The sequence below is a fragment of the Mesorhizobium sp. B2-4-15 genome, from assembly GCF_006658505.1.
Taxonomy (GTDB): domain Bacteria; phylum Pseudomonadota; class Alphaproteobacteria; order Rhizobiales; family Rhizobiaceae; genus Mesorhizobium.
The window spans coordinates 87,126-113,195 of sequence record NZ_VFUZ01000016.1; the positions used below are offsets into that span (position 1 = coordinate 87,126).

At 59.8% G+C, this 26,070-nt stretch carries 30 protein-coding genes and 1 tRNA gene; 20 read left to right on the top strand and 11 right to left on the bottom strand.

From position 1 onward, the window contains the following. Window positions 1-121 precede the first annotated feature (121 nt). The 4 genes from FJ930_RS19580 to FJ930_RS19595 all read left to right on the top strand — a co-directional run bounded on the left by FJ930_RS19580 (window position 122) and on the right by FJ930_RS19595 (window position 3,224). Window positions 122-643, top strand: a complete 522-nt coding sequence (locus FJ930_RS19580; protein WP_246676959.1) for a sigma-70 family RNA polymerase sigma factor — start codon at window positions 122-124, stop codon at window positions 641-643. Next, on the top strand, window positions 640-1,413 hold the full coding sequence (locus tag FJ930_RS19585) for an anti-sigma factor (RefSeq protein WP_141839733.1): 774 nt from the start codon (window positions 640-642) through the stop codon (window positions 1,411-1,413). Before FJ930_RS19580 ends, FJ930_RS19585 begins: the two co-directional genes overlap by 4 nt. Window positions 1,414-1,454: 41 nt before the next feature. Continuing rightward, window positions 1,455-2,171: a Bax inhibitor-1/YccA family protein gene (locus FJ930_RS19590; protein WP_141839734.1), complete on the top strand. Its 717-nt coding sequence runs from the start codon at window positions 1,455-1,457 to the stop codon at window positions 2,169-2,171. A gap of 171 nt (window positions 2,172-2,342) precedes the next feature. Further along, a complete protein-coding gene (locus FJ930_RS19595; protein ID WP_141839735.1) occupies window positions 2,343-3,224 on the top strand; it encodes an aldose 1-epimerase family protein in 882 nt (293 codons plus the stop codon). A gap of 239 nt (window positions 3,225-3,463) precedes the next feature. On the opposite strand, the gene FJ930_RS19600 is transcribed toward FJ930_RS19595, so the two are convergent. Further along, window positions 3,464-4,261: a sterol desaturase family protein gene (locus FJ930_RS19600; RefSeq protein WP_141839736.1), complete on the bottom strand. Its 798-nt coding sequence runs from the start codon at window positions 4,259-4,261 to the stop codon at window positions 3,464-3,466. Between the two features lie 336 nt (window positions 4,262-4,597). Between FJ930_RS19600 and FJ930_RS19605 the strand changes: the two genes are divergently transcribed. Then, entirely contained in the window at window positions 4,598-4,831 is a 234-nt protein-coding gene (locus tag FJ930_RS19605) for a hypothetical protein (RefSeq protein ID WP_140606901.1), read from the top strand. Window positions 4,832-5,114: 283 nt separating this feature from the next. On the opposite strand, the gene FJ930_RS19610 is transcribed toward FJ930_RS19605, so the two are convergent. The 3 genes from FJ930_RS19610 to FJ930_RS19620 form a co-directional block, all read right to left on the bottom strand. After that, the gene (locus tag FJ930_RS19610) at window positions 5,115-5,750 is read right to left on the bottom strand and encodes an SDR family oxidoreductase (protein WP_141839737.1); all 636 of its coding nucleotides are present in this window, start codon (window positions 5,748-5,750) and stop codon (window positions 5,115-5,117) included. Window positions 5,751-5,903: 153 nt separating this feature from the next. Next, window positions 5,904-6,872: an alpha/beta hydrolase gene (locus FJ930_RS19615; protein WP_141839738.1), complete on the bottom strand. Its 969-nt coding sequence runs from the start codon at window positions 6,870-6,872 to the stop codon at window positions 5,904-5,906. Between the two features lie 98 nt (window positions 6,873-6,970). Beyond that, entirely contained in the window at window positions 6,971-7,918 is a 948-nt protein-coding gene (locus FJ930_RS19620) for an alpha/beta hydrolase (RefSeq protein WP_210245366.1), read from the bottom strand. A 156-nt stretch (window positions 7,919-8,074) separates the two neighbouring features. On the opposite strand from FJ930_RS19620, the gene FJ930_RS19625 reads away from it, so the two are divergent. Next, on the top strand, window positions 8,075-8,968 hold the full coding sequence (locus FJ930_RS19625; RefSeq protein ID WP_141839739.1) for a LysR family transcriptional regulator: 894 nt from the start codon (window positions 8,075-8,077) through the stop codon (window positions 8,966-8,968). Between the two features lie 432 nt (window positions 8,969-9,400). Here FJ930_RS19625 and FJ930_RS19630 read toward each other — a convergent pair whose 3' ends face one another. From FJ930_RS19630 to FJ930_RS19645, 4 genes are all read right to left on the bottom strand, one after another. After that, complete coding sequence (locus tag FJ930_RS19630) at window positions 9,401-10,081, bottom strand: outer membrane protein (protein WP_181763423.1); 681 nt, start codon at window positions 10,079-10,081, stop codon at window positions 9,401-9,403. A 490-nt stretch (window positions 10,082-10,571) separates the two neighbouring features. After that, window positions 10,572-10,661: transfer RNA gene (locus FJ930_RS19635), tRNA-Ser, on the bottom strand. Window positions 10,662-10,733: 72 nt separating this feature from the next. Further along, window positions 10,734-11,939 carry a tyrosine-type recombinase/integrase gene (locus FJ930_RS19640; RefSeq protein WP_141839741.1) on the bottom strand — a complete coding sequence of 402 codons (1,206 nt, stop codon included), beginning with the start codon at window positions 11,937-11,939 and terminating at the stop codon, window positions 10,734-10,736. Then, complete coding sequence (locus tag FJ930_RS19645; protein WP_141839742.1) at window positions 11,936-12,421, bottom strand: hypothetical protein; 486 nt, start codon at window positions 12,419-12,421, stop codon at window positions 11,936-11,938. The genes FJ930_RS19640 and FJ930_RS19645 overlap by 4 nt, the downstream gene beginning before the upstream one ends. 141 nt (window positions 12,422-12,562) lie before the next feature. Here FJ930_RS19645 and FJ930_RS19650 point away from each other — a divergent pair, with 141 nt between their 5' ends. From FJ930_RS19650 to FJ930_RS19685, 8 genes are all read left to right on the top strand, one after another. Continuing rightward, on the top strand, window positions 12,563-12,760 hold the full coding sequence (locus FJ930_RS19650; protein ID WP_141839743.1) for a hypothetical protein: 198 nt from the start codon (window positions 12,563-12,565) through the stop codon (window positions 12,758-12,760). 212 nt (window positions 12,761-12,972) lie between these two features. After that, window positions 12,973-13,191: a hypothetical protein gene (locus FJ930_RS19655; protein ID WP_246676960.1), complete on the top strand. Its 219-nt coding sequence runs from the start codon at window positions 12,973-12,975 to the stop codon at window positions 13,189-13,191. Window positions 13,192-13,364: 173 nt separating this feature from the next. After that, window positions 13,365-14,297 carry a hypothetical protein gene (locus FJ930_RS19660; protein WP_141839744.1) on the top strand — a complete coding sequence of 311 codons (933 nt, stop codon included), beginning with the start codon at window positions 13,365-13,367 and terminating at the stop codon, window positions 14,295-14,297. Continuing rightward, a complete protein-coding gene (locus FJ930_RS19665) occupies window positions 14,298-14,576 on the top strand; it encodes a DUF6074 family protein (RefSeq protein WP_141839745.1) in 279 nt (92 codons plus the stop codon). After that, a complete protein-coding gene (locus FJ930_RS19670) occupies window positions 14,573-14,899 on the top strand; it encodes a hypothetical protein (protein ID WP_141839746.1) in 327 nt (108 codons plus the stop codon). The genes FJ930_RS19665 and FJ930_RS19670 overlap by 4 nt, the downstream gene beginning before the upstream one ends. Next, complete coding sequence (locus FJ930_RS19675) at window positions 14,896-15,729, top strand: ribonuclease H (RefSeq protein ID WP_141839747.1); 834 nt, start codon at window positions 14,896-14,898, stop codon at window positions 15,727-15,729. Before FJ930_RS19670 ends, FJ930_RS19675 begins: the two co-directional genes overlap by 4 nt. 12 nt (window positions 15,730-15,741) lie before the next feature. After that, window positions 15,742-16,335, top strand: a complete 594-nt coding sequence (locus tag FJ930_RS19680) for a hypothetical protein (protein ID WP_141839748.1) — start codon at window positions 15,742-15,744, stop codon at window positions 16,333-16,335. Window positions 16,336-16,833: 498 nt separating this feature from the next. Beyond that, window positions 16,834-17,106 (top strand): hypothetical protein, encoded by a 273-nt coding sequence (locus tag FJ930_RS19685; protein ID WP_141839749.1) that lies wholly within the window; start codon window positions 16,834-16,836, stop codon window positions 17,104-17,106. A 13-nt stretch (window positions 17,107-17,119) separates the two neighbouring features. Here FJ930_RS19685 and FJ930_RS19690 read toward each other — a convergent pair whose 3' ends face one another. Then, the gene (locus FJ930_RS19690; protein WP_141839750.1) at window positions 17,120-17,440 is read right to left on the bottom strand and encodes a hypothetical protein; all 321 of its coding nucleotides are present in this window, start codon (window positions 17,438-17,440) and stop codon (window positions 17,120-17,122) included. An 82-nt stretch (window positions 17,441-17,522) separates the two neighbouring features. Here FJ930_RS19690 and FJ930_RS19695 point away from each other — a divergent pair, with 82 nt between their 5' ends. Continuing rightward, window positions 17,523-17,990, top strand: a complete 468-nt coding sequence (locus FJ930_RS19695; protein ID WP_141839751.1) for a DNA-packaging protein — start codon at window positions 17,523-17,525, stop codon at window positions 17,988-17,990. Between the two features lie 55 nt (window positions 17,991-18,045). Here FJ930_RS19695 and FJ930_RS30835 read toward each other — a convergent pair whose 3' ends face one another. Beyond that, on the bottom strand, window positions 18,046-18,342 hold the full coding sequence (locus tag FJ930_RS30835) for a hypothetical protein (protein WP_348642735.1): 297 nt from the start codon (window positions 18,340-18,342) through the stop codon (window positions 18,046-18,048). On the opposite strand from FJ930_RS30835, the gene FJ930_RS19700 reads away from it, so the two are divergent. From FJ930_RS19700 to FJ930_RS19710, 3 genes are read left to right on the top strand one after another with little or no spacing between them, the layout of a single operon-like run. Further along, window positions 18,343-19,476, top strand: a complete 1,134-nt coding sequence (locus FJ930_RS19700; protein ID WP_348642736.1) for a terminase — start codon at window positions 18,343-18,345, stop codon at window positions 19,474-19,476. After that, window positions 19,473-21,830, top strand: coding sequence for a hypothetical protein (locus tag FJ930_RS19705; protein WP_141839752.1), 2,358 nt, complete (start codon window positions 19,473-19,475; stop codon window positions 21,828-21,830). The genes FJ930_RS19700 and FJ930_RS19705 overlap by 4 nt, the downstream gene beginning before the upstream one ends. After that, window positions 21,827-24,169 carry a glycosyl hydrolase family 28-related protein gene (locus tag FJ930_RS19710; protein ID WP_141839753.1) on the top strand — a complete coding sequence of 781 codons (2,343 nt, stop codon included), beginning with the start codon at window positions 21,827-21,829 and terminating at the stop codon, window positions 24,167-24,169. Before FJ930_RS19705 ends, FJ930_RS19710 begins: the two co-directional genes overlap by 4 nt. Here FJ930_RS19710 and FJ930_RS19715 read toward each other — a convergent pair. Beyond that, window positions 24,141-25,250 (bottom strand): acyltransferase, encoded by a 1,110-nt coding sequence (locus FJ930_RS19715; RefSeq protein ID WP_181763425.1) that lies wholly within the window; start codon window positions 25,248-25,250, stop codon window positions 24,141-24,143. The two genes, FJ930_RS19710 and FJ930_RS19715, sit on opposite strands and share 29 nt — an antisense overlap. A 78-nt stretch (window positions 25,251-25,328) precedes the next feature. Here FJ930_RS19715 and FJ930_RS30140 point away from each other — a divergent pair, with 78 nt between their 5' ends. Together FJ930_RS30140 and FJ930_RS19720 are read left to right on the top strand one after the other, a co-directional pair. Continuing rightward, window positions 25,329-25,718, top strand: a complete 390-nt coding sequence (locus FJ930_RS30140; RefSeq protein WP_181763426.1) for a hypothetical protein — start codon at window positions 25,329-25,331, stop codon at window positions 25,716-25,718. Window positions 25,719-25,726: 8 nt separating this feature from the next. Continuing rightward, entirely contained in the window at window positions 25,727-26,056 is a 330-nt protein-coding gene (locus tag FJ930_RS19720; RefSeq protein ID WP_181763427.1) for a hypothetical protein, read from the top strand. Window positions 26,057-26,070: the final 14 nt, after the last annotated feature.

Consider the following 26,070-nt stretch of genomic DNA (forward strand, 5'->3'; position numbering starts at 1 on the left):
GGTCGACCCCCCCGGGGTTGAGGCGAGGCGGTCGATCCACTTCGGCAATCCCTGCGAATAATAACAGCGCGGATGGGATTAAAATCCCCACATGCTCCGTAAACAGGGCATGAAACGGTCGATGCCACGCTTCGATATTGTTGGACAGCTCGGGCCGCTGCGGCGCTACGCGCAGTCGCTGACGCGCGACAGCGCGGATGCTGAGGATCTCGTGCATGATGCGCTGGTGCGCGCCTATGAGCGGCGCGGCACCTTCCGCTCCGGCGGAAATCTGCGGGCATGGCTGCTGTCGATCGTCCACAACGCATTTGTCGACCGCATGCGCTCGCGCCGCTCGGAAGCGGTGCGCGTCGAACAGGCCGGATACCTTGCCGACGCCAGCATGCCGGCGCCGCAGGAGCATTCGGCGCGCTTGGCGCGGGTACGGGACGCCTTTTTCAACCTGCCGGAAGAACAGCGTTCGGCGTTGCATCTGGTCGCCATCGAAGGGCTTTCCTATCAGCAAGCTGCCAATGCCACCGGCGTGCCGCTGGGCACGCTGATGTCGCGCATCGGCAGGGCGCGCGCCGCCTTGCGCCAGATGGAAGACGCCGCCCCGGCGCGCGGCAAAAATCATCTCAGGATTGTGGGAGGCGACACATGACCGCTCTTGTCGACCCCGTGACCGACACCGATCTCGACGCCTATGTCGACGACCAGCTCGATGTCACGCGCCGCATAGAGGTGGAGGCTTTCCTGTCGGCGCGACCGGAGGTGGCCGCGCGCGTGATGTCGGATCTCAGGACCCGCGATGAACTGCGCGTGGCGCTTGCCGGATCCAAGGGCATGGCACGTCCGCCGACCGCCGACGCGGCGCGGCGGCTGGAGAGAGGGCTCGCGCGCGGCCGCATCTTCGGCGTCTTGCAGCGCGCTGCCGCCGTTGCCGCCTTCGTTGCCGCCGGTTGGCTGGCGAACGGCATCATCGGTCCAATGTCTGTAACCAAGGTCATCGCTTCGCCGCAGCCGCCCGCCTATGTCGACGACGCGGTGCGCGCGCACAGGACGACTTTGGTGCGCGAAACCATGCCGTCGCAGCCGGAAGCGCCCGATTACAATGCGGGCGAGATTCGTGCGGCAACCGCGATCGTCATGCCGTCGCTACCCAAGGAGTGGAAGGTGCGCGACGTGCAGATCTATCCGTCGCGCTTCGGCCCGAGCGTCGAGATGGCGGTCGATACCACGGACATGGGCCTGGTGTCGCTGTTTGCGATCCGGCCGGGAACCTTCGATGTGGTCAAGCCGACCGTTGCACCCTCGGGCAATATTTCCGCGGCCTATTTCCAGATCGGCGAGGTCGCCTACGCGGTGGTCGCGCGCAGCGGGGTTCATGATCTCGACCGCGCCGCCGAGACGCTCGCCAGAACGCTTTACTGACCGGTCCACGCTTTACCGACTGATTCACAAAGGAGAACCCAATGAATACCCCCAATCTGGGATACCGCGTGGGCACCGGCGCCCAAACCGGTGCCATGTACGACGAGGGCCTGCGCCAGCACATGCTGCGCGTCTATAACTATATGGGCCTCGGCCTCGTGGTCACCGGCCTGGTCGCCTTCATGGTGTCGTCGACGCCGGCGCTCTATGTGCCGATCTTCTCCAGCCCGTTGAAGTGGGTGGTGATGCTGGCGCCGCTCGCCTTCGTCATGCTGTTTTCGTTCAAGATGCAGACCATGTCGGCGGCAAGCGCGCAGGCGATGTTCTGGGCGTTCTGCGCGGTGATGGGCCTGTCGCTCGCCTCCGTATTCCTGGTCTTCACCGGAACCAGCATCGCGCGCACCTTCTTCATTGCCTCCACGATGTTCGGTGCCACCAGCCTCTATGGCTACACGACCAGGCGCGACCTGACGCAATTCTCGTCGTTCCTCATCATGGGCCTGATCGGCGTGGTGATCGCCAGCGTCGTCAACATCTTCCTCGGCTCGACCGCGCTGCAGTTCGCCATCTCGGTGATCGGCATCGCCGTCTTCATCGGCCTGACCGCCTGGGACACGCAGACGATCAAGGAACAATATGCCGAGAATTTCGATGCCGAATCTCGGCAGAAGCTAGCCGTCTTCGGCGCCTTCTCGCTCTATCTGAACTTCATCAACATCTTCCAGCTGCTGCTGAATTTCACCGGCGAGCGCGAGTAACGACTGTCCGCTGTGGGCAAGGGCGAGGATTATCGTCCTTGATGCGGAGAGGTGGCCGGAGGATTTCTCCTCCGGCCACAATTCGTTCCGGCAAGACCCGGCTATATCTTGAGTCCCCGAGAGCTTTTGCTAGTCTGCGCCACACCAGCCTTCAACATCGCGCGAGGACATGTGGCAGACAGCCAAACGCTTCATGGCGACGGCATCTCGGTTGTTGTAGCCGGGCAGGGCGCCGAACTGGTTTCGCTACGGGATGCGCGGGGGTTTGAGTTCCTGTGGCAGGCCGGACCAGCCTGGCGCCGCCATTCTCCAGTGCTGTTTCCTATCGTCGGCCGGCTGAAGGGCGACCAGCTGCGCCATCGCGGCAGGACCTATCCGATGACGCAGCACGGCTTCGCGCGCGACAAGCCGTTCGAGTGGGCGGAAACGGGCCCCCGGTCATGTACGTTGGTCCTCACCGACGACGCCGATACGCGTGCGCACTACCCCTTCGCCTTTCGGTTGGCTGTGACCTACACGCTGGAGTGCCAGCAGCTCGGCGTGGCCTTCGAGATCACCAACACCGGCGACGAGCCGTTGCCGGCCTCAATCGGCGCGCACCCGGCATTCAACTGGCCGCTGTTGCCGGAACTGCCCAAGGATGCCTACCGGCTGACCTTTGCCGAGGCCGAACCGGCGCCGATCCGCCGGCTCAAGGATGGCCTACTGCTCCCGCAGTCGTGGCCAACACCGATCAAGGGCAAGACATTAACGCTCTCCGAACGGCTGTTCGACGACGACGCCGTCATCCTGGATCAGCCTGCCGGCACCAGCGTGCGCTATGCCGCCGAGCATGGTCCAGCGATCGAAGTGTCTTGGCAGGGATTTGAGGAACTGGGCATCTGGTCAAAGCCAGGCGGTGCCCCGTTCCTGTGCATCGAACCGTGGCATGGCACTGCAAGCCCGGTGGCGTTCGACGGCGAGTTCAGCGACAAGCCCGGCCTCATGCTGATCGAGCCGGGCGTGAAGCGTTCGCTGAGCTACCGGATCCGGCTGGAGCAGGGGGCTCGCTGATCGGCGGGCAACCATCCTGAGAAACAACGCCGCGGGGTACCCAATGAAACTTGGCTTTATCGGCACAGGCGCGCTCACTTCAGCCATTGTTACATGCCGAAAAAGCCCCGAGGCAAATGTGGAGGCTTAGAATTATTGCTGGCACCGTCAAAAACCAACCCGCGATGCAACGTCTGCTGCCACCAGCCGACACCGCCAATGTCGATTGGCAACGGGTCCTGCGTTCTCGACGTCAGCCGTCAGGCCTCGGCGCTCGGCACTGCTCGGTTCGAAACCTTCCTGCGGGGCCGGAGCGGATAGCCGATCTGTCCGAAATAGCTGGCAGGGATCGGATCATCGACGCCATACTTTTCCGGCGCCTTGTTGCCGGTGGCATTGTAGGTGCCGAACAGCACGTCGAGGAGGGGCAGTTGCCCAGCGAAATTCTTGTCATAGGCTTCGCGCTGGTTGGCATGGTGCCAGCGATGGAACTGCGGGCTGGCGATCAGCCACTTTAAGGGGCCGAACGGAACCCGCAGGTTCGAATGAACGAGCATCGTGTGCCCAAAGTAGATCATCGAAAAGACGGCGATCGAGGCCTCGGAAAACCCGAGGAGAAAGATCGGCGTCAGCGATATCGCCTTTGTGGCAATCGCGTCGACCGGGTGGGAGTGGAAAGCGCCGAGCCAGTCCAGTTCCTCAATGCCGTGGTGAACCGCATGGAACTTCCAAAGCGCGGGGATTTTGTGGAAGGCCCGATGTGCCCAATAGACACCGATGTCGGTGATCAGGATGATTTCCGCAACCTGCAGCCAGACGGGCTGACCGCTGACGGCTCGCGTCACCGATTGAGGGACAAGGACTGCGGCGACGTGGAGGACAACGGCCGCCATCATGACCATGGCCACCTTTATGATGAAGGCGTTGAACATCAGATAGATCAGATCGACGTCGAAGCCCTTGCGAAAGATCTTTTGCGGCCGCTCGGCGAACAGATGTTCGAACGGAATGAAGATCAATGCGCAGACCAGCAGCGCCTTGATGCCAAAGATATCCATTCACCCGCCTCTATCGCCTTGTCTGTCGCCGACGCGGCCTGCGCCTAGGCTTCTGAACAGAACCACATCTCTCCTTTCCAAAGGCTTGATATTGGGGCTTTGGGACTATGTTTCTAACGGGGCAATGCGAGAGCGGCGGACGCCACTGTCACATAGGTGTCGCAACAGGGCGATATCTGGCGAGCGCGCGGTTGGCGAACGCAGCGCGACCCGCGTCCTCCCAGGACTAACCCCTCCGGTTCCCTGCCGGTGGGGTTTTCTATTTCAGGTACCATCTTGGCAGCCGCGAATGGTCCTTGCTATTGTAGCCTTACGGTCAGCACAGGACATCCCGCCATGGACGCAAGTGAAATGAGTGCGATCGGCGACACCCTCATGAGGATCGTCACGCCCGACATGTCTCCCAAGCAGCTTGTCAAGGCAGCTCAGAAAGCGCATCCCAACGCCTCGAAGAAGGACATTGCGAGGGCGGCCTTCTTTTCGATCATCGCAAACGCGGATCAGGATATCGGTAAGGCCAAGAACCTGCAGGCATTCGCGATCGCCGAGCGCACCCAGCAATCCGACTGAGCAATCGCCTGGTGCGTCGCGCGGGCTTGCCATCGCCGCGCCCTTATCGCCGCGGATCGCTGGCGGGCCGTGCAGGATGGCGATGAGAACTCGTCTATGCCTTAACCCTCCAAGATGCCAACTGAAGATCAGCCGGAACTCATTGAAATCGCACCTGGTTTTCGGCTGGCTTGTCCTGCTCTGTCAGGCTCTTCTGACTGTTTCGGAGACGGTAGCTCACGACGCCGGGCCTGTTCTCACTGGTTAAGGAGCGTTCTGCCTCTTCTAAACAATAGCGGCAACCTTACATGAAATAGGGCTTCTCGCCGTCGGTCCCCGGCTTGTTGACGCCGACATTGCCGCGCACATGCAGGTCCGGCGCGCGGATGATCTTCACGATCAGATCGGCCACGCTCTTGCGCGAGACGACCGTGCCCTTGAACGGCTCATTGCGCCGTGTCAGCTCATAGTCCACTTCATTCTCATCCATCAGCCAGGCGGGGCGGATAATGGTGTATTCCAGCCCCGATGCCTCGATGGCATCGGCGGCGCGGCGGAAGGGTTTCAGGTCCTCGCCGATCATTGCATTGTTCCATTCGCCGAACTTGCCGGGAACCTCATCGTAAATTCCCAGTGACAGGATGAAGATCAACCGATTGACTCCCGCCGCCTGCATCGTGGCGATGACGCTTTTTGCCTGTGCATCGAGGTCCTCGCCGGTCAGGTTGGCATAGACGATGTCTTGTCCTTTCACCGCCGCACCGAGTTGCGTGGCATCGAGGACGTCGCCCTGGATGACGGAAGCATTGGCGGGCACTTCCACCAGCTTGGCGGCGTTGCGGGCGAACAGCGTCAGCCGCACATCATCCTCGTCGGCCAATATCCCGATGGCATGGCGGGCGATTTGTCCGCTTGCGCCGAGAATAAGCACCTTCGTCATTTTTCTTCTCCTCATGAAACTGTCTTGAGCAGGCTCGAAGGCCGATCGCGCCTGTCCTATGCGACGTGCTCATTGGCACCAGAGTTCATCTCCGGCCCCATCCATTCGCCGGGCGGACGAGCAGGGCCGGCTGATATCCTCGATCAAGGATGCTTATTCGGCTGCGTCGCGTCGGCGTGCGGCGACCGGCTCGTTCAGATGCTTCCTGAAGAACGGAATAAGCTTTTCGAGCGCCATGCCCACCGGCTCGGGCTTGTCGTAGAGGTCGTAATGCGACCAGCCTTCCAGCGAGACCAGTTGACGGTCCTTCGAGCCGGTCGCGCGGCCATATATCTCCATGCCGTCGCGATAAGCTCCGAAGGCACCCACCTTCTGGCCGACCACCACCATGACAGGCTGCGTGAGGAGCGTCTCGGCAAAGCCGAACGCGTCCCAGGCGAGCGTCTTCTGCGCATGTGAGAATAGCATCTTGGTCGCACCACCCGGCTTTTGGCCGCGCGGCGTCTTGTAGTAGTCCGTCGCCTCGAAAACGTCCCGCTCGATCAAGCCGTTCTTGGTGGCTTGCTCCGGACTGACGGGCAGCAACTCATTGACTTGAAGCTCGCCGCCGCGAACCTCCTTGGTGCGTTGCGCCGCCATCGCTTCGAGCGCGCCGAGCGGATCGTATTGGCTGAAGCCCTCACGGAACAGCCGGCCGATGTTCACGCCGGTGATGCTGACCACGGCCTTGATGCGCTTTTCGGTCAGGGTGGCATTCACCGCATAGCCCCCGCCGCCGCAGACGCCGAGCACGCCGATGCGGTTTTCATCGACATAGGGAAGCGTCACCGCATAGTCGATGACACGGCTGACATCCTCGACCCGCTGCGTCGGGTCCTCGATCCAACGCGGCGATCCGCCGGATTCGCCCTGGAAGCTAGCGTCATAGGCGATAACGACGAAGCCCTGCTCGGCGAGCGCCTTGCCGTAGACATTGCCCGAGGTCTGCTCCTTGCAACTGCCGAATGGATGAACGCTGATGATTGTCGGGAATTCCTTTGATTCGTCGAAGCCCGGCGGAAACAAGATGTTCGCCGCGATGTGCCAGGCCATGTCGGGATTTTGGACTTGGACGGATTTCATGGAGTGCTCTCCTAGCTGAATACTGGGCTGTCCGCTCATCCGCGGGGAGCCGCTTCGGCACTGGCACAGCCCGGCGATTGGGGTTCGGATTTGCGGTGTTACTCCGCTGCGGCCTTCGCGGCATCCGCGGCGTTCAGCTTCTGCTGGAAGAACGGCGCGAGCACCGACACAGCCTCGTCGATGTATTTCTGGCCGTCATAGAGTTCCATGTGATTGGCGCCCTCGACGACATGGAAGGACTTGTCCGTGCTGGCGGCGCGGTCGAACAGGTCGTCGCTCATCCACTTCGAACCCGCCAGGCTTCCGGCCACGATCTGTATGGGCTGGGTCAGGTAGACATCCGCCATATGGTAGGCATCGTAAGTGATGATCTGATTCAGGCTGCGCAGCGTCGCGAAACCAGGTGCGGTTGCGCATTCGGCTCGCGGCGTGTGGTAGTACTCCCAGGCCTGACGCAGTTCCTCGTTTGGCGCGTCCTCTGCTTTCAACGGCGCGAGCGGCATGGTGGCAACCGCAGCGCCACTGGCATCCGAGGTGCGGGCGTTCGAGCCGGCCTCGACCAGCGGCAAGGCGTCGATCGACCGGACGGTATTCTGCCAGCCGTTCCGGAACATCGAGCCGATGTTGACGGCGCTGACGGTGCCGATGGCCTTGATGCGGCGATCCTGGATCGCGGCGTTCGCCGTGTAACCCGCACCAGCGCAGATGCCCATCGCACCTATGCGGTCCTTGTCGATGTAAGGCAGCGTGGTCAGGTGGTCGATGACGGCGCTGACGTCCTCGGTGCTGATGTAGGGATTTTCGAGCTGGCGCGGCTCGCCGCCGCTTTCGCCCTGGTAGGAGCGGTCGAAAGCAATGGTGACGAACCCTCGTTCCGCCAGCTTCTTGGCATAGGTGCCAGCCGTCTGCTCCTTTACGCCGCCGCCGGGATGCGAGATGACGATAGCGGGATAGCTGCGTTTCTCGTCGAAGCCTGCGGGGAAATTGATCACCGCCGACATGGTGATCGTCTTGTTGTTCGAATTGGCGAAGCTGATCTTGTCCATTTCCAGTCTCCTTCCGTTGAAGCGCGCGCGGCTCGCCGCGTTGAACGCGAACGGTACGTTTGCTTTGAACGCCCTTGTGAATGAACAGAATCTAGCGCAGAAAGATTGCATGAAATAGGCGGTTAATTCTTATCGGGTCTATCACTGAGATGATGAATGCGGCGGGATGAGATTGCCGATCTGGCGGCCTTTGTAGTAGTTGCCGAGGAACGTAGTTTCACCAAGGCGGCTCAACGCCTCGGCATGGCGCAATCCGCGCTCAGCCAGATCGTGCGGCGGATCGAGGAACGGCTGGGAATGCGGCTACTGTCGCGTACGACGCGCAGCATGGCGCCCACAGAGGCGGGCGAGCGACTGATCGCGACGCTTGGTCCCATGCTGCACGACCTGGACGCCGCCATCGCCTCGCTAGGCGAATTGCGCGACCGCCCGACCGGAACAATCCGTATCACCACCGTCGAGCACGCGGCGAAGACCATCATTGTCCCGGCCATGAAGCGGCTGCTGCCGGATAACCCGGACATCGCGGTGGATCTCACAGTCGACTACGGCCTTGCCGATGTCGTGGCTGATCGCTTCGACGCTGGTGTCCGGCTCGGCGGGGAGATGGCGAAAGACATGATAGCGGTGCGTATCGGGCCTGACATCCCGATGGCGATCGTCGGCTCGCCGGATTATTTCCGCACGCACGCCGTTCCGAGTTCGCCGGCGCAACTGACTGATCATCGTGCGATCAATTTGCGGCTGCCGACTTCCGGCACACTGAATAAATGGCGATTGATGCGCGGCGGCCGCGAAACGCGGGTGAAGGTCGACGGGCCGCTCGTCTTCAATACCATCGACCTGATCCTTGATGCCGCGCTCGACGGTCACGGCCTCGCCTATTTACCACTCGACCAGGTGCAGCATCATTTGGATGGAGGCCGGCTGGTACGTGTGCTGAGCCGGTTTACGCCCGATCTGCCGGGCTATCACCTCTATTATCCGCACCGACGGCACGCTTCGTCTGCCTTCACCCATTTTGTGGAGACACTGCGCTTCCGGGCGTGAATGCTTTGAACGGCCGATCTCCGTCAAACAAGACATCAGTGCGGCATCGGCGGTGACTGGCGTGCCCTGAGCTGTGCTGGAGTGGTGGCATAAATGGCGGAGGGAGTGGCTGCCTCTCCGCCGCTTCTGTTGATTTTACTGGCCATAACCCATTGTAAACGCCGATAAAATCAACAATGTCACGTATGCGGTTATGGCAACGGGACACGAAAATAGCGCGGCATAAGTTCACCGACACCAGTTTGAAGCGGCTAGTTGACCCTGGCATCTACAGCGACGGTCTTTTCCTGCGCGTTCGCAAGGGCGGCAGCCGTCAATGGTTCTTCATCTATAAGCGCGGCGGCAAGCGGGCAGAGCTTGGCCTGGAGGCTACGGACAAGGCACGGAGCAGGAGCGAAAATAGCTGCGGCTGTGCGAAGGGCGTCGCACAATTCAGAACTTGTAGGCGATCCCGATTCGGACCTCGTTGGTTTTGAGTTTTTCGTGCTCTACAAAGGACGAGTCAGTGTTGGTGGTGGCCGTCGTAACCTTGCCGAAATCGGTATAACGATATTCGACCTGACCGACCCAGTTTTTGTTAAAGGCATAGGCGACGCCAGCACCAACCGTCCAGCCAGCCTTGACTTTTGACTGGGAATCCGTTGCCGCCCCGTCTTCGAACTTAGTGTGAATATCCCCGAGGGCCAGACCGCCGGTCACGTAGGGTAGCCAATTGTCGAAGGCATAGCCCAAGCGGCCGCGCAATGAGCCTTGGGCGTCGATATGAGTATTGTCATCAGTGCCGAACGGCCAGTCGGGATTGTGGCCGACAATACCGGAGGCCTCGATATCGCCTTCGATGCCACCGACGATGTTGCCCCACTGCATATTGTAGCCGGCAAAAACACCTCCGGTAACGCCACGGAGCCTAAAGCTATCCGAATAATCCGAAAGCCCGCCCCCGAGAATTTCGTCCTGAATATGATCACGGCCCCACGCATAACCAATTTGGCCGCCGATATAGGCACCGGTCCAGTCATACGTGGAAGCGACTGGAAGCTCATTCACAATATCAGCCGCCATTGCCGACGTGAGAGTGGCACTGAGAAACGCCGCTGCCAAAATGTATTTCATTGCCCGTCCCCGCGTAGACGCTTCATTGAAGGCTGAATATATCAGACAAACGCCGCAACGGAATGTAAGCGAGCGGTGAAGTGCGCACTTTCCCCGAACAGGTTGTAATTTGGCAACATGGGCTGGTTTCGAATTGCTCTCCATCCACGGGGCAAGCAAGCCGGCTCCCTTTCAGGAGCTTAACGCAACACGCCTGCTAGGGCTGCGTCTGGTCGACCCGGCACGCGACACTCGCAATCCTCACGGCTGAGGCGTCTGCATCTGCGTGCCCAAAGGCCTTTTCGCCGGGACTGAGATTGGACACAAGGGCGCTACCCACTTGGACAGCTTTCCCTGCTGCGTCCATGAACGCGCAATCGACATAGACCGATCGGTAGACATTCGGTCCCGCATTCGTCAAACGCACGACAGCGCGGGCGATTTTGCGGTGTGTCATGGGTTATGGCAAGACCTGAAAAACAGGCTCAAGCTTTTGATTTTACTAGAGTTGTGGCGGAGGGAGTGGGATTCGAACCCACGGTGAACTTGCGCCCACGCCGGTTTTCAAGACCGGTGCCTTAAACCGCTCGGCCATCCCTCCATCTAATTGATTTCAAAGCGCTATCTCTCATTGTGCTAAGGCATGAAAATGCCGTTGCTACGCGCTTTGCAACTATTTGGCTTTTCGCTCGCTGCTTATAGCCGCCTGCAACGCCACGTCAACTTGCTCTGCGGCGTCGGCCTGCATTCCTGGCATCACATGGGAGTATAGGTCGAGCGTGATCCCGATGGAGGAATGCCCCAGGCGCTCGCTGGCAACCTTTGGGTGAATGCCGGCCGATAGCATCTGCGAGGCGTGCGTGTGGCGTAGATCGTGAAAGCGGATGCGGGGCAGGGTTGTCTTACCAAGGACGCGGACCCATTCGTGCGTTAGCGACCTGGGCTGAAGCGGCTGACCATCAACCTGCGCAACAACGAAGCTGTCACCGTCTGGCCGTAGTCCAAGGCGTAGCTGTTCTTCAGCCTGCCGCGCTCTGTGTGCCTTCAGCTCGGCCACGGTGCTGGCAGACAAAGCCACGGTGCGGCCTCGGCCTGACTTCGGCTCTTTGTAGCGGATGCCGTCCTTGGTCTGCTCGGCGCTCTCGACGATCGACAACCGGCGAAGGTTGTGCCCAAGTTCCACATGACGCCAGCGCAACGCAAGGATCTCGCCGCGCCTCAACCCGCAGGTTACCGCGAGTAGGATGGGGACGAACATGCGGGTAGGACGAAGGGTTTCTAGCAGGGTAGCCGTCTGAGCAACGTCATAAGCCAACATCTTTTGACGCTCGACCTTGGGCGGTGTCGTCGCTACGGCGGGATTACGCGTCAACCGCTCCCAGGTAACGGCCTGGCTCAGCGCCTTGATCAATACGCGGCGGTAATGATGCACGGTGCGGGGCGACAGTGGGGGAAGCGGCTCGCTCGCCTCGGCGCCCTTCTTCACGCGGTGATCCGCGCGCGGCTTGGTCAACGCTGTGCTGAACGCGGCATCAATCCTGTCCGTCTTCAGCTTGGAAAGGATCACGGTGCCAATGATCGGAGACAGGCCCTTCCGGCATATCTCGGCGTAGCGCTCATGCGTCTTTGGCGCGACACTGGGCTTGATGAACGTCAACCACTCCTCAAGAAATTCAGCGACGGTCTGCTTCGTCGGCTCGACATACTGGCCCTGCGTAAGAGCGGTGATCAGCCGTGAGCATTCGTTTTGAGCCTCGCGCTTCGTGCCCTTGAAGCTGTGCCATTTCCGTTTCTTCTTGCCGGTCTTCGGGTCCGGCTCGCCGACATCGAGGATGATTGCCCAATGGCCTGGGCTGCGCTCGCGGATATGGCCCTTCATTGTTTTGGCTCCATCGTTCGCTTGCCCATCATGCGACGGAGCAGGCCGCTCACCATTTCATGGACGCTATTCCGTGACAGCAACCTACGTGGCCGGGGTGTGAAGTCACGGTCGACCTTTTCATAGATATCTGCCCCGGCTCGATAGAGTGCCCAGATTTGATCATAGCCGGCTCTGCCGATGAGGTCGGAATAGAAATAGGCCAATTCCAAGGCCTGCTCTTTGGATATCGATTGCTCCTCTGGGAGCCGCTTCAGAAATGATTCAATCTCCTGCTCGGCGATGACAACATCATCCATTGTCGCGTTGGCCTTGGCCATAAAAGCTTCAAGCCCTCCGAGCGCGAGCAACCCCACTGACATAAGTCGGCGGACAGCATCGGCGCGGGTAGCCACCCTGTTGGCATATCGCCAATCGTCAATGGCGTTCAACTCGGCGCCTGACATCATTATCGGTATTCGATTTTCGCGTGCTTCGACCATGATTTTTCCTTCGTCCCCAGAAATCACATACAAAATCGGCACAAAAGGCACAAGAGGCCACGGCGGAACTCTTGCAGGAAACATTTCGAGTACGTACAATAGTATTCGGTGCAAATCGCGCCGTTTAACATGAGGTAAGACATGACACTTCAGGAAGCTTTGACCCAGGCGACAGTCTCCGTCCCCGTCGCGGGTAAGGTCTTTTTCGGCCTTGCTCGTAATGCGAGTTACGACGCGGCGCGGCGGGGCGACATCGCAACAATCCAGATAGGTGGCAAGAAGGTTGTTCCGGTGGCGCCAATAGCCGAACGGCTCGGCCTGCGCAGTAAAACGGCTTGAGCGGTGGTTTGCCGACCACCGCCCAAGCCTGTGTCCAACCGCTCGAATTATCCTCCCCTAAGAGAATTTCACAAGGACTGAACATGCCCCCCTTAGCAAACCATTTGCCCCCGGCCCAATCAAATCCTGTTTCGGCGCCGGCGAAATCAACACTTACCGTACGCATTGAACCCGATGGTCGGACAATGCGGTTTGACGGGCGCAATGCCTGGATGCTGCGCAAACTGATCGATGCCGGCAAAAAGGGCATCACTACAGCTGATCTTCCAGCAGGTGTCAGGGTTTCACATTTTGTCCTCTGTTTGCGAAAACGAGGCATCATCATTTCATCGGATCGCGTTTCGCACGGCGGCCCCTTCGCTGGGATCCATTCGGTCTACCGCTGCGAGATGGACCTGACCGTCCTCGAAGAAGCTGGGCTCGCCGCATGAGCGCGGCGGCTGACGTGTCGTCGGTTGCCGCTGCCGCAAGCTGGCTGGCGACTGGCTCGGCGGACCGCTCTAAGCCGGTCGTGCCTCAACTCAAAGAACGTTTCGGCCTCACCGCCTTGCAAGCCGTTCAGGCGATGCGGGAAGCGAACCTCGTGAAGGCGAGGGCGCACTAGATGCAGGTTACCGCAGCCAAGGCGCGGCACAGCGCCAACCGAACGGGCAAGATGAAAGTCGGCCGCTGCATCCTGGCCGACAAGCCAAAGCCAACCGCGCCGTTCATGGTCACCAACGCCAGGCTTCGCGAGCTAGAACGGGTCATCACGACCCGTTACGGCGCGGTCCTTCCCGAGACAGACGACGCGGACCTTTTCATCGAGGTTGCCGCCTATTCGCTCAATGCGCACTGCCTGACTATTGGGGTAGATCTGGACAAGGTCTTGGCCGACTGGTGCCACCGGTGGGCGCCCTGGGCGTTGCAGCGGGCGGGAACCATCATCCGCCCGATTCTCAATATGCTGGTCGGTCGCCGCTACCAGATGAAAGCCGACGAAGCGGCGCGCAAGATTTGCCTGACCCTGCTGGAACGGACGGCGCTCGAAATCAAAACGATGGGGGCATGCGATTTTTCTGCCCGCGTCCGCAAGGGCGTTGCCAAGGACGTGAAGCGGTCGGGTGATAGGGCAAGGCAGACGGCAAAGCGCCGCGCGCGGGGTGTTGAACCTCGCGAAAGCTGGCTGGCCAAAAATTCACTGTCAAAAGGTCGCCCGTGGGATGCCGAGGGGATTTCGCGTGCCCAATGGTATCGGCGCTTTCGTGAGACGGGTCCGTCGCTAGTAGGTATATCTACCAAAAGCGACACACTTGTCTCATCGGTGCCAGTCGACCCGTCGCAAGAGGCCCCCTCACGGGGTCCAAGCTCGCTCACGCTCGCAGAAAAATCTTCCGGTATTTTGTCGGGGGTGAATAGCGCGGCGGGCGTCGTTGTGGCGCTCCCGTCGAAATCCCTTCCTTCCGTCCAAAGCAGACACGGTGCCGTAAGCGCCAACGGCGACGCCGAACAGTGCGACGGGGACGAAGTACTCAGCCAGATGGGAGTTGCGAGCTAAATGGAACACAACCGAGACAAAACGGCATCGCTCGTTCCGTTTCCCCTGTGCCGCAACGCGCGGTTGGTGCGTGAAACGATCGACATTCTGGGAAAGCGAAACGGAGCTGCGGCCGACCGTTTCTGGCGGTCAACAGTTCGCCAGCAAATCGGGCGGTTGCAGGTCGGGGGCATTCATGACCGCAACGTCATCAACGACCAAATTGAAAAGTTCGCCTTGGTGGTGTTCGACGCGCTGCGCTCATCGTCGACGGCTCAACACGATGGAGATGCAGCGTGAAGGACGAAACAAAAGAGCAGATGGTGTTGGTCTTGGGCAAAGATGCGCCGGGTGTCCGTATGCCTGTCAATGATGGGCCTCATGCGTCCGAGGAGCCCAAATGGGAAATGGATTGGTCGAACGGTAGGGAGGTTGTCATTCAGGAACAATGGGCAATTGCAGTCTATACGAACACGGCAAATGGGATTGTCATTCGGCAAGAGCGTGGTTGGGATGAGGATGAGGACATGGTGATCTTCCTTTCGACGCCGGGGGCTGCCTATCGTGTGATCGAGGCAATCCAGCGCGAACTAGATTCCTTGAAACAGGGACGGAAAGGGTGAGCTACGTCTGGCCGGCGGGCCTAGAACCGCTGCGTAACTGGCTGAAGGTTCAAGGCGTCGACGTCAAGTCGATCGTTAGCGAGCGCCAGGCCGCATTTTATGTCCAGAAGCTTAGCGACCAGCGTTTCAAATTCCCCGCGGATCGATCGGCGCCGCTATTCCCTTTGTTGAAGCGGTTGCAAGACATCATCTGCGCGGGCGCCTCGACATCGCGCCCGGTGCCAACGCGAGGCCAACCTTTTCAGTCGAAAAAGAAGGGAAGGCGAAGCCGGATCAAACGAGACCGGAAGCGCAGCACGATGTCCCCCCCCGACGCCCTGGTGATCTATTGCGACGGCTGCTGTGAACCAAACCCAGGTGTCGGCGGTTGGGGATACGCAGTTTATCGAGACGGCGTTGAGATTGATGCCCGGTTCGGCGGCACGGCCACTGCCACAAATAATCAGATGGAATTGACGGGTCTGCTGATGGCGCTTGCCTGGGTCACCGCCTCGGCCACGGTCGAACGGGTGGTCATCTTCTGCGATAGCCAATATGCAGTCACGGGTCTTAACCAGTGGGTGCCTGGCTGGAAGGCGAAGGGCTGGAATCGCAAGGGCGAGAATGCCAGCGAGAAGAACAAGGCGATAGCCAATCTCGATCTGTGGAAGTTGATCGACAAGACCCGGGACGAACTGCCGTTCGTCAAGGTCAAATGGGTGAAAGGCCACGCCGGCACTGTAGGTAACGAGCGCGCCGACGAATTGGCCGGTATGGGGCGCGCAGAGGCGGTCCCGGTCACCTCTCTCGACCTGATCCGTCAACAACTCGACTATTCAGCGAGGGTCTAGATGGCGCGAAAGATGAAGCTCTTCGACGAAGTGCCATTTCACGCGAAGCGCAGAAAGCCGCCATCATATCGGACGACGCCGGAAGAGCGGCAGGCGGGAAGGAAATCGCAAAGCGGTGCGATAGCCAAACTCAGCCGTGCCGACGGCGGCAAGGCCGGCGCCAGGGTAACGGCGGTCAAAATCCGCATTTCTGCCGGGCGTTCAGAAACACAAGCCATCCGGTCGCGTCCTGGCACCTTCGAATGGCGATATGGGCGCAAGCGTCAGGATGCGCTGTTCCATGCCGGCAGTCACCTTGCCGTGTTGTGGGAACGCGCGGGCGTGGCGCTGGCCAGCTCGGCGGATTTCCTTCGCGGCACCGGTTCAGGCTACGCCACCAGCATTTCGGACGGTCGTGTCGCGGCGATCGACAAGCTGGATGGATTCGTGAAGGAAATGGGGCGAGTGCCGGCGGGACGGCTGATCGATTACTGCGTGGCCGGATTGACCACGGCAGAAATCGCCATGAAGCACGGCGCCAAGGAACGGGAAATGGCCCCGGTGCTGAATTCCGATCTTCGCGCTTGTGCGCAGCACTTCAATTTTTTGGGCGGCAATCGGCGTTGACTTTCAACGCGAAACACCCTAATAGATTGTCACTCGCAGAAATGCGTCGGGAACCCGCCAAATCAGGCGGGTTTTTTGTTGAGCCAAGTGGCCGTCTGCGGATTTCACAGCGGACAGGGGTGATGATTTAGCTATCGCGGCTTCTTGCCCAAACCTCAGCGGTAGTAGCACAAGGCGCAATTTGGGCGGCCAGTCCTCGAGCTATCCCCGGCGTCATTCGGACTCTGACAGGCACAGGGTGCGGATCTCCGCCGTAGACGACCCGAAACGTCAACTCGACGCAAGTATCTACCGCCCTTGCCTCAGCGCTTTGGGCCACCGGCAACTCGAATGGCGGCCCGTCTACGATCACGAGTGGCATGCTTCCCTCCAAGTTTGAAGGGGCCACCAGATCACCAACGCCAACCGGCGGCAAGTCCGACAACAGAAGGGCGTTGCCCCATGTCGATACTCTCGAACCTCTTCCACCGCCTCGGTCCCAAGAGAAGGAAATCCCTCATGTCCATCGTCGATGACCTTGCCACGCTTTCGAAGCAGATCGATCTCAGTGCCACGCTCGCCCAAGAGGCCGTCTCTGAATTTGGCTCGTCGGTCACGCTCGCGGCGCAGGTGGAAAAGCTCACGGCCGACAACGCCGCGCTGACCGCCCAGCTTCAGACGGCGACCAATGACCTCGCCACGGCTCAGAGCCAAGTCGCGGATCTTGCCACGAAGCAGACCGCGAACAATAACGCCCTCGCTTCTGTGCTGACGACGGTAGCGCAAGTCTAGAAGCGTCCGGCGATCAAGGGCGCGTAACCACACCGATCCCTTTCAGCTGAGCAAGGATGGCGTCATCTTCCGGGACTTGCGTCCAGTGGACGTGCACATCGTAGCCGAGATCGACCCAAAGCTGTGCTGCCATGAGGAATTCGTCGGGTTTGTAAAACAGCCGAGAATGCACCGGCACCCCTCGTCCCCCTTCCTCTCGGTGAAGGACGGTCATCTCGCAGGTTGTTTCCGGATTTGCCATCGCTTCCCCCGTGAAAGCCAGCACCAAATCACTGAAGCGCAGGTCTCGCAAGTGCATGTCCGAAACAGAACAGTCGGCCAGTTCACGCGGCACCTGCTTTCACATTTGCGCAATTTTTTGAAAGCGCAGCACGATTGTTAAATTCTCGCACCCGCTCAGACCGGGGAGACCACCGATGCCAGCACCAAAGGGAAACCAGTTCTGGAAGGTCCGCAGCTCACATGGGCGCTCCCCGATCTTCATTGATCCGGAAAAGCTATGGACGGCCTGTTGCGAGTATTTCGAATGGGTGGACGCCAATCCGCTCTATGAGGCCAAGCCCTTCGCCTACCAGGGCGACGTGACGGTCAAGGACATCGCCAAGATGCGCGCGATGACCATTTCCGGGCTCTGCATCTTCCTAGATATCGGCCGGATGACGTGGGCAGAGTACTGCAAGCGCGAAGATTTCCAGTACATCACGTCTCAGGTTGAGGAAATCATCCGCACCCAGAAGTTCGAAGGTGCATCGGCTGACCTGCTGAACGCCAACATCATCGCCCGTGAACTGGGCTTGGCCGACAAGAACGAACTGACAGGCAAGGACGGCGAACCGCTGCCTCTCACCCCCGTGGTCAATGTCACGATCCGCAGCGGTTCTTGACCTCGACCTGCATGCCAAGCAGGGCATAGCGTTCAATACTGAGGCAACCGAAGCCCTATTCGGTGGCGCGGCCGGTGGCGGCAAATCGCATCTGATGCGCGCCGCTGCCATCCTCTGGTGCTCCGAAATCCCTGGCCTTCAGGTCTATCTCTTCCGGCGCATCCATGAGGATCTGATCAAGAACCACATGGAAGGCCCGAGCGGCTTTCGCGAACTGCTGGCCGGCTGGGTGCAATGCGGGTTCGTCACCATCATCGAGAATGAAATTCGGTTCTGGAACGGCTCGAAAATCTATCTCTGCCACTGCTTCAACGAGAAGGACCGGTTCAAATATCAGGGCGCTGAAATCCATGTGCTGCTGATCGACGAACTGACGCACTTTACCGAGAAGATTTATCGGTATTTGCGCGGTCGCGTCCGCATGGTCGGCATATCGGTGCCGGCGAAGTACAAGGGCAAGTTCCCGCGCATCTTGTGCGGCGCCAATCCGGGCGGTGTTGGCCACCAGTTCGTCAAGACGACGTTCATTGAGGGGGCCACCGAATTCGAGATCTACCGCGCATCCCGTGAGGAAGGTGGCATGCTGCGGCAGTTCATTCCGGCCAGGCTGGAAGACAACCCGAGCATGAACGACAACGATCCACTGTATGAGGATCGCCTGCATGGTCTCGGCTCTGCCAGCTTGGTCAAGGCCATGCGTCATGGCGACTGGGATATCGTCGAGGGCGCATATTTTGACAATTTCGAGCGTCGGCGGCATGTGGTGAAGCCGTTTGCGATTCCTGACCACTGGATAAGGTTCAGGGCAGGGGACTGGGGCAGCGCAAAGCCTTTCGCCTTCGGCTGGTATGCGGTGGCCTCCGATGACACGATCATCGCTCCTGGCCTTGTCCTGCCCCGTGGTGCGCTGGTCAAGTATCGCGAATGGTATGGGGTCAAGGTCGACGTCAACGGCAAGTTCATGCCCGATGTCGGGCTGAAGATGCATGCCGAGGCGGTCGGCGCGGGTGTCCGTGAAAAGGATCACGACGACATCATCGTTTACGGCGTGCTGGATCCTGCAGCCTTCAGCCAGGACGGCGGCCCATCGATCGCCGAGCGGATGGCAAGAGGCACCACCGGCTCCAATGGGTCCACGTTCAGGCGGGCTGATAACGCGCGCGTGGCGCGCCGTGGTGCAATGGGCGGCTGGGATCAGCTTCGCGGCCGGCTGACAGGTGATGAAGACGGCCGGCCAATGCTGGTGATCTTCGAAAACTGCATTCACACCATCCGGACGCTGCCGGCGCTTCAGCACGACGAGACGAACCCGGAAGATCTGGACACCAAGCAGGAAGACCACGCTGCCGATGAGACCCGATATGCGTGCACGTCACGGCCATGGGCGAGCAAGACGAAGGTTCCGCCTCCGCAGGTGCCGCAAGGCCAGATTGCTCTTCCCACGCCTCCTGAGCCGTCCAGCGGCTCCCGAAGGATATCCATATGACCGATGCCGCCGACAACAGCGACGAGATCGAAGCCGGCGACGGCGACGATTTCGACCCTTCTACCAAGCTGAAGTCGTCAAAGGGCTGGCTGAAGCTCATCACCGATCAGGAAAAGGCCGGCTATTCCGACTATCAGGAGCGCTGCACCAACATCGAAAAGCAGTATGCCGACATGGCGAGGCTGGCCAGCGCCACGCGCGATCGGCAGTTTCAGATATTCTGGGCCAATGTCGAAGTCCTGAAGCCGACCATGTATTCCCGGCCTCCTGTCCCGGTGATCGTGCCCCGGTTTCAGGATCGCAGCCCGATTCCGCGCACGTCGTCGGAAATGCTCGAGCGTGCGGCATCTGTCGCACTTCAGCGTGAGGACATCGACAGCGTTATGCGGCAGGTCCGCGATGACCTCGCCATCCTCGCCCGTGGCTGCATGTGGGTCCGGTACGAGACGAAGAGCAAGGACAACGATTACACCGAAAAGGTGTGTATCGAGCACAAGAACCGCCGCGACTTCGTGCACGATCCGGCGCGCGAATGGAAGGAAGTCGACTGGGTGGCCGGCGGCGCCTGGATGACGCGCAAAGAGATGCGCAAGCGCTTCAGCGCGACGTCAGGCAAGGCATATCAGGATGCCGAATTCGCTAGGCGAAAGGACGACAAGAACAATAGCGACGGCAAGCTGAAGGCGCGCGTCTGGGAGCTTTGGTCAAAGTCTGAAAACAAGGTCGTGTGGATCTCGCCTGGCGTCGACGTCGTGTTGGACGAGGGCGCGCCTCACCTGACGCTTGAAGGCTTCTTTCCGTGCCCGCGCCCAGCCTTCGGCACGGTGCAGCGCAATAGCCTGATCCCAGTTCCCGATTACCTGTTCTACAAGGACCAAATCGAGGAAGTGAACGAGATCACGAACCGCATTTCGGCTTTGACCGATGCCTTGCGGGTTCGTGGCTTCTATCCTGCCGGCGCGGGCGAAATCGGCGATGCAGTAGAGGCGGCGCTGAAGTCGACGAACGACCGCCAGACCATGGTGCCGGTGAGCAATTGGGCCGCCACCGGCAACGGGTCGGCGAAGGACATGGTTCTGTGGCTACCGCTGGATATGGTGGTGCAGACCATCACCCAGCTCATTCAGCTTCGAAAGCAGTTGATCGACGATATCTATCAGATCAGCGGCCTTTCCGACATCATGCGGGGTACCACCAACCCCAACGAGACCTTGGGCGCGCAGCAGATCAAGACACAGTACGGCTCCGTCCGAATCCGCGATCGGCAGAATGAGCTCGTCCGCATCGCGCTCGACACGGTGCGCATCGTCGCCGAGATCATGGCCGAGAATTTCCAGCAAAAGACCTTGTTGGAAATGAGCCTGATGGAATTGCAGACCGACGCGGAGGTGGCGAAAGCGGTCAAGGGGCTGGAGAACCAGGCCAGGCAGGTGGTCGCCGAACTGCAACATGCGCAAACGGACCCCGAAGTCCAGCAGATGGCGCGACAGAACCCCGATGCTGCCAAGCAGGTCATGGACCAGGCGCAGCAGCAGGTCCAAGGCTTCAGCAAGCAGATCGACGACCTGAAGGCGACGGTCACGATCGATCAGGTGATGGAATTCCTACGCGACCAGCGTATCCGGTCGTTCAGTCTCGACATCGAGACCGACAGCACCATCCAGCCCGACGAACAGGCTGAAAAGCAGAGCCGGGCGGAATTTCTGACAGCTCTGGCCGGCGTCCTGGCCCAGCTCGGCCCAATGGTGCAGGCAAGGCCAGAGACAGCTCCTTTCGCTGCCGAATTGCTCAAGTTCGCAATCGCTCCGTTCCGTGTCGGTCGCACGATGGACGCCGCGATTGATGAGTTTGCCGACAACATGAAGGTAATGGCCCAGCAGCCGAAGCCGCCACCGCCCCCAGATCCGGCCATGGTCAAGGCGCAAGCCGAGATACAGGCATTGGAGGCCAAATCACAAGCTGAAGCGCAGTCGCATGCGCAGCACCTTCAAATGAAGACTCAAGAGCACGCTCTCACGATGCAGGAGAAATCGGCGGACATTCAGAGCCGGCAGCTCGACGCGGCGGCAAAGCTGCGGGCTGACAACGCGAAGTATGCGGCTGAAGCAGCGTCCCGCCGTGATGATCGCACGTTGGCGCGCATCAAGGTCGGCCTTCCTGACATCGAGCCGGCTGCCGCTCCGCCCGTGTCTGATGCCGATATTGTCGGAGAGATGACGAAGCAGAACCAGGCGCTGGTCGGTCAGCTGGCGCAGTTCATGCAGGGCGTAACCCAGGCGCTCACCGCACCCAAGACCATCACGGCTCCTGACGGTCGCACGTTCACCTCGCAGACGGCGGTGCCGGCACAATGACGATATCGCTAAAACACAAATTTCAGTCGGCCATCCCCGATGTCGGCGACCCGACTATTGTCCAGCCGTCGAACTGGAACGATGAGCATGCGCTTGTGCAGGCCACGGCAACCATGCTTGGCCGCGTATCTGCTGGCGACGGCGTAACAGAGGAATTGTCAGCTTCACAGGTCAGAACGCTGATCAATGTCGCGAACGGCGCGACCGCGAACAGTTCAGACGCCTATCTGCTCAGCCGGGCAAACCATACTGGCACCCAGCTTGCCGCCACAATCTCGGATTTCTCGACTGCGGCCGATGCGCGAGTGTCGGCGGCGATCGGCGTATCGGTGCAAGCCTATAGCGCCAATCTGGCATTGTGGTCGGCAGTTGTCCCATCCTCCTACCTGACGACTGCCGCCGCCGCTGCCGCCTATCAGCCGCTTGACAGTGACCTGACCTCTTGGGCCAGTGTGACGCGCGCCTCGGGCTTCGATACGTTCGCCGGCACCGGCATCCTTCCGATTGCAAATGGCGGGTGGAACGCGAACAACGCCGGGTCTGGGCGCCTTAACTTCTCGCTTCCGGTTTATGTCGCCAATATCGCCGCGCTTCAGGCGCTCGATACGACAAAGGACACCGTAGCAATCGTGAATGCGGCCGGTGTAGGCGGCACCTTCATTTGGACCTCGGGCAACTTCTCAACCCAGATAGCGACCGATACGCGGCAGGGCGTCTATGTGAAGGCCACTGCGATAGCTGCGACGGCTGGAGCCTGGGTCAGAACCTACACCGGACCTTTGCAGGCAAAGTGGTTTGGACAGGTCGCAGACGGCGTTACCGACGACCAAGCCGCGATCAACGCTGCGATTTCCCTGGCCAATTTCCTGGGGGGCGGCGAGGTCAAACTGGCGGCCGGTACATCGATCATTGGAAATGGAGGAACGAGCGGCGGCAACGCCTATGGCATCTTGCTCCAAAGCAATGTGAATCTCACTGGCTGCGGCATGTACGTGTCGAAGCTGAAGACCAAGGACGCCAGCACCGGCGTTCTCGTCACCACGAGTTTTGCAGCGGCTTCATCGAATATTTCGGTTGCCGATTTTGGCCTCGACGGCAACCAGGCCGCTATTGCCACTCAGGCCCTGGGGATGAACCTCTGGTTCTACAATTGCACCGGGGTTAGCATTAACAACATCTACAGCGCACAATCAGTCGTATGGTCCGTGCGAATCCAGTTGGTGACCACTTTCAGCGTCCAGAATATCGAGGTTTATAATCCCGCCATCCGTAGTGCGACCGACGCTCTGCATATAACGGATAGTTCGTTCGGAACGCTTTCGGACCTGCGCCTGAACTGTGGCGGCGATGATGTTTTCATCATTCAATCCGACACTGCGGATTCGCACGACATCACCGTCACGGGTCTAGCAGTAGTGGGAAACATTGGATCGGTCTCCGGCGTTGGAGTCGCCCTGTTCAATTCTGGGCCAAGCAACCGCGCGATGTACAACATCTCGATTGACGCGGTGACAGTCGGCTGTAAGGGCGCCGGCCTTGGCATCAGCACTAGGTCTACCGGTACGCTGGACGTCTACAACGTCAAGGCCAAGGTGATCGACAATGGCAGCAAATTCGCCGCCAACCTAAGCGTCGTCGGCAAAATTCACCAGTGCGACTTCGCGGTAATCAGCAAGGATGCCGGCACCCAGCCTTTCGGGGCCACGGCGGATGGCACGCACATCATCAAGGACAATCGCCTCTATCTGGAAGTGTACAATCCGCCGGATGCTTCCGTGGCCTGCACACTTCAAGGCACGACCTGGGACGCGGTTGTTCACGTTGACTACAATCCTCTCGCGAACAAGGCCAGCCAGCTATTCGGCATCGACATGTGGGCGGATCACTCTTATGTCCGCTGCAATCTGAAGGGCGCGGGCACTAACCTCAATGTGAGGTCGGGCGCATCGTCGAACACGTTCGATATCATCGCAATGAGCGGTGCCGTCACCAAGGACATCAACAATCTGTCCGGCGCGGTCGGCAACAGCTTCATCGGTGGATCGGTCACCGGAACGGTCACCGATGCTGACGGCTCGGCTCGTTTCTACGGGTCGCGCCAATTCGAAGGCTACGGCACCGCCAGCATCACCACCGACGGCAGCGGTAACGCCAATATAGCACATGGCTTGGCGGCTACACCGCGTACCGCTTCTGTAACGCTGCTCGGCAATGTGGCTTACGCCATCGATGTACAAACGGTATCGTCAACGAACCTCCAGATACGCCTGAAAAACCCAGCGACGAACGCAAATGTCACTTCGACGTCTGTCAGTGTGCTTTGGCGAGCAAGCCTATAGGCGCGGGACGTCGCAGCGCGATTTTCATCCCGGGTCGCTCGATAAGGCGATAGCTGGTCAGCGCCAGAGGCACCAGCACGGCAAGTGTCACCGACAGAGACACAAGAAACGGCAACAACCCTTCGGCACCGGCATAGATCGAGCGATAAACGCCCCATCGGTCAAGGATCGTGATGATCACAGGGTGCCAGAGATATAGGCTGAAGCTGGCATTGCCGAGTAGTTTAGCGGTGGGGTTCACGAACCCTCGCAACGGATGCACCGAAACGCCAACCACAACGGCCGACAGCGCCATAGCCCAAACAGCTCTCACGCCGTGGCCCAGCGAGCCAAACAGCCAAGGGAAGAAAATAAGGCAAACAATCGTCAGCAGGCCGGCTGTGAGGACGATCCCACCGGTCCGAGCCGATGTGTGGCGAAGCATCCGCCAGATGTAATATCCGACGATGCCGGCGGCAAAATTGAACATATGAGCGATCAGCGACGACTGGGCGAATTGCGTTAACGGCGAGCCTTCGAACGCCATCGTCCAGTTGATCGAGATGAAAACGGCAATCGCAAAGAACAGCAACGCACGCGCCAAGCCGGTGACGGCGAAAACCAGCAGCGGAAAGATGGCGTAGAAGGCCATCTCGACGCCGATCGACCATGACGCCGCGACGAAACCGGTGACATGCTGCGGAATGAAATTGAAGATGAACAGCCCGGAGCTGATGAATTGCGAAATGGGCACCACGGTGCCCCACATCAGCCAGCAAAACGGGATGTAGAACAGCATGATGAAGTAAAATAACGGGGCGATGCGCAGAAAACGGCGCAGGTAGAATTCGGTCAATTCTGCCCTGGAGTTCAGCCGTTCGGCATATCCAACCGTGAGACCGAAAGCGCTAACTACATAGAAAAGCGGAACGCCATAGCCGAAATTCAGCGGGATGAAGTTGAGGTAGGCCGGCAACGGCAGTTTCGGCAACGCGATCAGATGCACCAGCACGATCGACAACGCCGCGTAACACCGCATCGCCAGCAACCCAGGCAATTCAACTCGCTCAGCAGTGGGCTGCTCTCTAACTTCAATGTTCATTCCGGTCCCAACCATCTCCACAACCCCAAGAGGTTTCCCATGGACCGTAACTTCGCGCAAGCGCTGACGGCTTAGGCTATGGCGTTCTTCGGGGCGTTTCAGGCAAACGCATTTCAGCACACCGCGTTTCAAACAACATTCCACCCATTCGACGAGATCGATAATGGCCACGACGGGAACCCTGGCCCCGATTCCTCCGAAGCGTGGGACGAACACCGTCTGCATCGGGAGCGGCTTCGCGAGACCATCGCCAAGGCGAAAAGAAAGGCCAACGGCGAGGTCGAGCCGCAGCCGGAGCAGGTTGACGAGCCCGGCCAACCACAAACCAGTCGGCCAATCCTTTCGAAGCCGAATCATGCGGCATTGATCGCGGCGCTGCTGGCCAATTCCGGCCAGAAACCAGTGGCAGAGCCCGCGCCGGCTGAAAACGACGACGAACTTATGGCAATCATGTTCTTGGCCGCGTGAGGAAGAGAATGGCGGAATATGCGTGGTTCGATGCCGGCGACGGTCGGCAGGTTTATCGCAAGGCGGAAACGACCCGGCCGAAGCGTGCGGCATTGCCGGCGCCGATGATCAATTCGGACACCATGTCCGAAACGCAATCGATGCTCGACGGCAAATATTACACCTCGAAATCGGCACTGCGCGCGACCTATCGGGTGGCCGGCGTCGAGGAAGTCGGCAACGATCCTGCCCGCCTTCGCCGCCGGAAGAAGCCCAAGGTCGACCGCAAGGCGATCAAGGACACCCTGCACAAGGCGGCGGCACGATTTAACCGCGGCGAACGCGTAAATCCCAAGTAGCAATCCCTCAGACG

Bases quoted from the DNA above. Each gene is read 5' to 3' on its own strand.
- FJ930_RS19625 (WP_141839739.1), top strand. From the start codon at position 8,075: ATGCGGCGGGATGAGATTGCCGATCTGGCGGCCTTTGTAGTAGTTGCC.
- FJ930_RS19620 (WP_210245366.1), bottom strand. From the start codon at position 7,918: ATGGACAAGATCAGCTTCGCCAATTCGAACAACAAGACGATCACCATG.
- FJ930_RS19600 (WP_141839736.1), bottom strand. From the start codon at position 4,261: ATGGATATCTTTGGCATCAAGGCGCTGCTGGTCTGCGCATTGATCTTC.
- FJ930_RS19585 (WP_141839733.1), top strand. From the start codon at position 640: ATGACCGCTCTTGTCGACCCCGTGACCGACACCGATCTCGACGCCTAT.
- FJ930_RS30835 (WP_348642735.1), bottom strand. From the start codon at position 18,342: ATGGATTTCAGCGCCCTGATATTTGAACCGGTCCTTCTCGTTGAAGCA.
- FJ930_RS19710 (WP_141839753.1), top strand. From the start codon at position 21,827: ATGACGATATCGCTAAAACACAAATTTCAGTCGGCCATCCCCGATGTC.
- FJ930_RS19695 (WP_141839751.1), top strand. From the start codon at position 17,523: ATGCCAGCACCAAAGGGAAACCAGTTCTGGAAGGTCCGCAGCTCACAT.
- FJ930_RS19720 (WP_181763427.1), top strand. From the start codon at position 25,727: ATGGCGGAATATGCGTGGTTCGATGCCGGCGACGGTCGGCAGGTTTAT.
- FJ930_RS19580 (WP_246676959.1), top strand. From the start codon at position 122: ATGCCACGCTTCGATATTGTTGGACAGCTCGGGCCGCTGCGGCGCTAC.
- FJ930_RS19630 (WP_181763423.1), bottom strand. From the start codon at position 10,081: ATGAAATACATTTTGGCAGCGGCGTTTCTCAGTGCCACTCTCACGTCG.
- FJ930_RS19615 (WP_141839738.1), bottom strand. From the start codon at position 6,872: ATGAAATCCGTCCAAGTCCAAAATCCCGACATGGCCTGGCACATCGCG.
- FJ930_RS19650 (WP_141839743.1), top strand. From the start codon at position 12,563: ATGACACTTCAGGAAGCTTTGACCCAGGCGACAGTCTCCGTCCCCGTC.
- FJ930_RS19680 (WP_141839748.1), top strand. From the start codon at position 15,742: ATGAAGCTCTTCGACGAAGTGCCATTTCACGCGAAGCGCAGAAAGCCG.
- FJ930_RS19640 (WP_141839741.1), bottom strand. From the start codon at position 11,939: ATGAAGGGCCATATCCGCGAGCGCAGCCCAGGCCATTGGGCAATCATC.
- FJ930_RS19660 (WP_141839744.1), top strand. From the start codon at position 13,365: ATGCAGGTTACCGCAGCCAAGGCGCGGCACAGCGCCAACCGAACGGGC.
- FJ930_RS30140 (WP_181763426.1), top strand. From the start codon at position 25,329: ATGGCGTTCTTCGGGGCGTTTCAGGCAAACGCATTTCAGCACACCGCG.
- FJ930_RS19605 (WP_140606901.1), top strand. From the start codon at position 4,598: ATGGACGCAAGTGAAATGAGTGCGATCGGCGACACCCTCATGAGGATC.
- FJ930_RS19715 (WP_181763425.1), bottom strand. From the start codon at position 25,250: ATGAACATTGAAGTTAGAGAGCAGCCCACTGCTGAGCGAGTTGAATTG.
- FJ930_RS19610 (WP_141839737.1), bottom strand. From the start codon at position 5,750: ATGACGAAGGTGCTTATTCTCGGCGCAAGCGGACAAATCGCCCGCCAT.
- FJ930_RS19665 (WP_141839745.1), top strand. From the start codon at position 14,298: ATGGAACACAACCGAGACAAAACGGCATCGCTCGTTCCGTTTCCCCTG.
- FJ930_RS19685 (WP_141839749.1), top strand. From the start codon at position 16,834: ATGTCCATCGTCGATGACCTTGCCACGCTTTCGAAGCAGATCGATCTC.
- FJ930_RS19655 (WP_246676960.1), top strand. From the start codon at position 12,973: ATGCTGCGCAAACTGATCGATGCCGGCAAAAAGGGCATCACTACAGCT.
- FJ930_RS19705 (WP_141839752.1), top strand. From the start codon at position 19,473: ATGACCGATGCCGCCGACAACAGCGACGAGATCGAAGCCGGCGACGGC.
- FJ930_RS19590 (WP_141839734.1), top strand. From the start codon at position 1,455: ATGAATACCCCCAATCTGGGATACCGCGTGGGCACCGGCGCCCAAACC.
- FJ930_RS19645 (WP_141839742.1), bottom strand. From the start codon at position 12,421: ATGGTCGAAGCACGCGAAAATCGAATACCGATAATGATGTCAGGCGCC.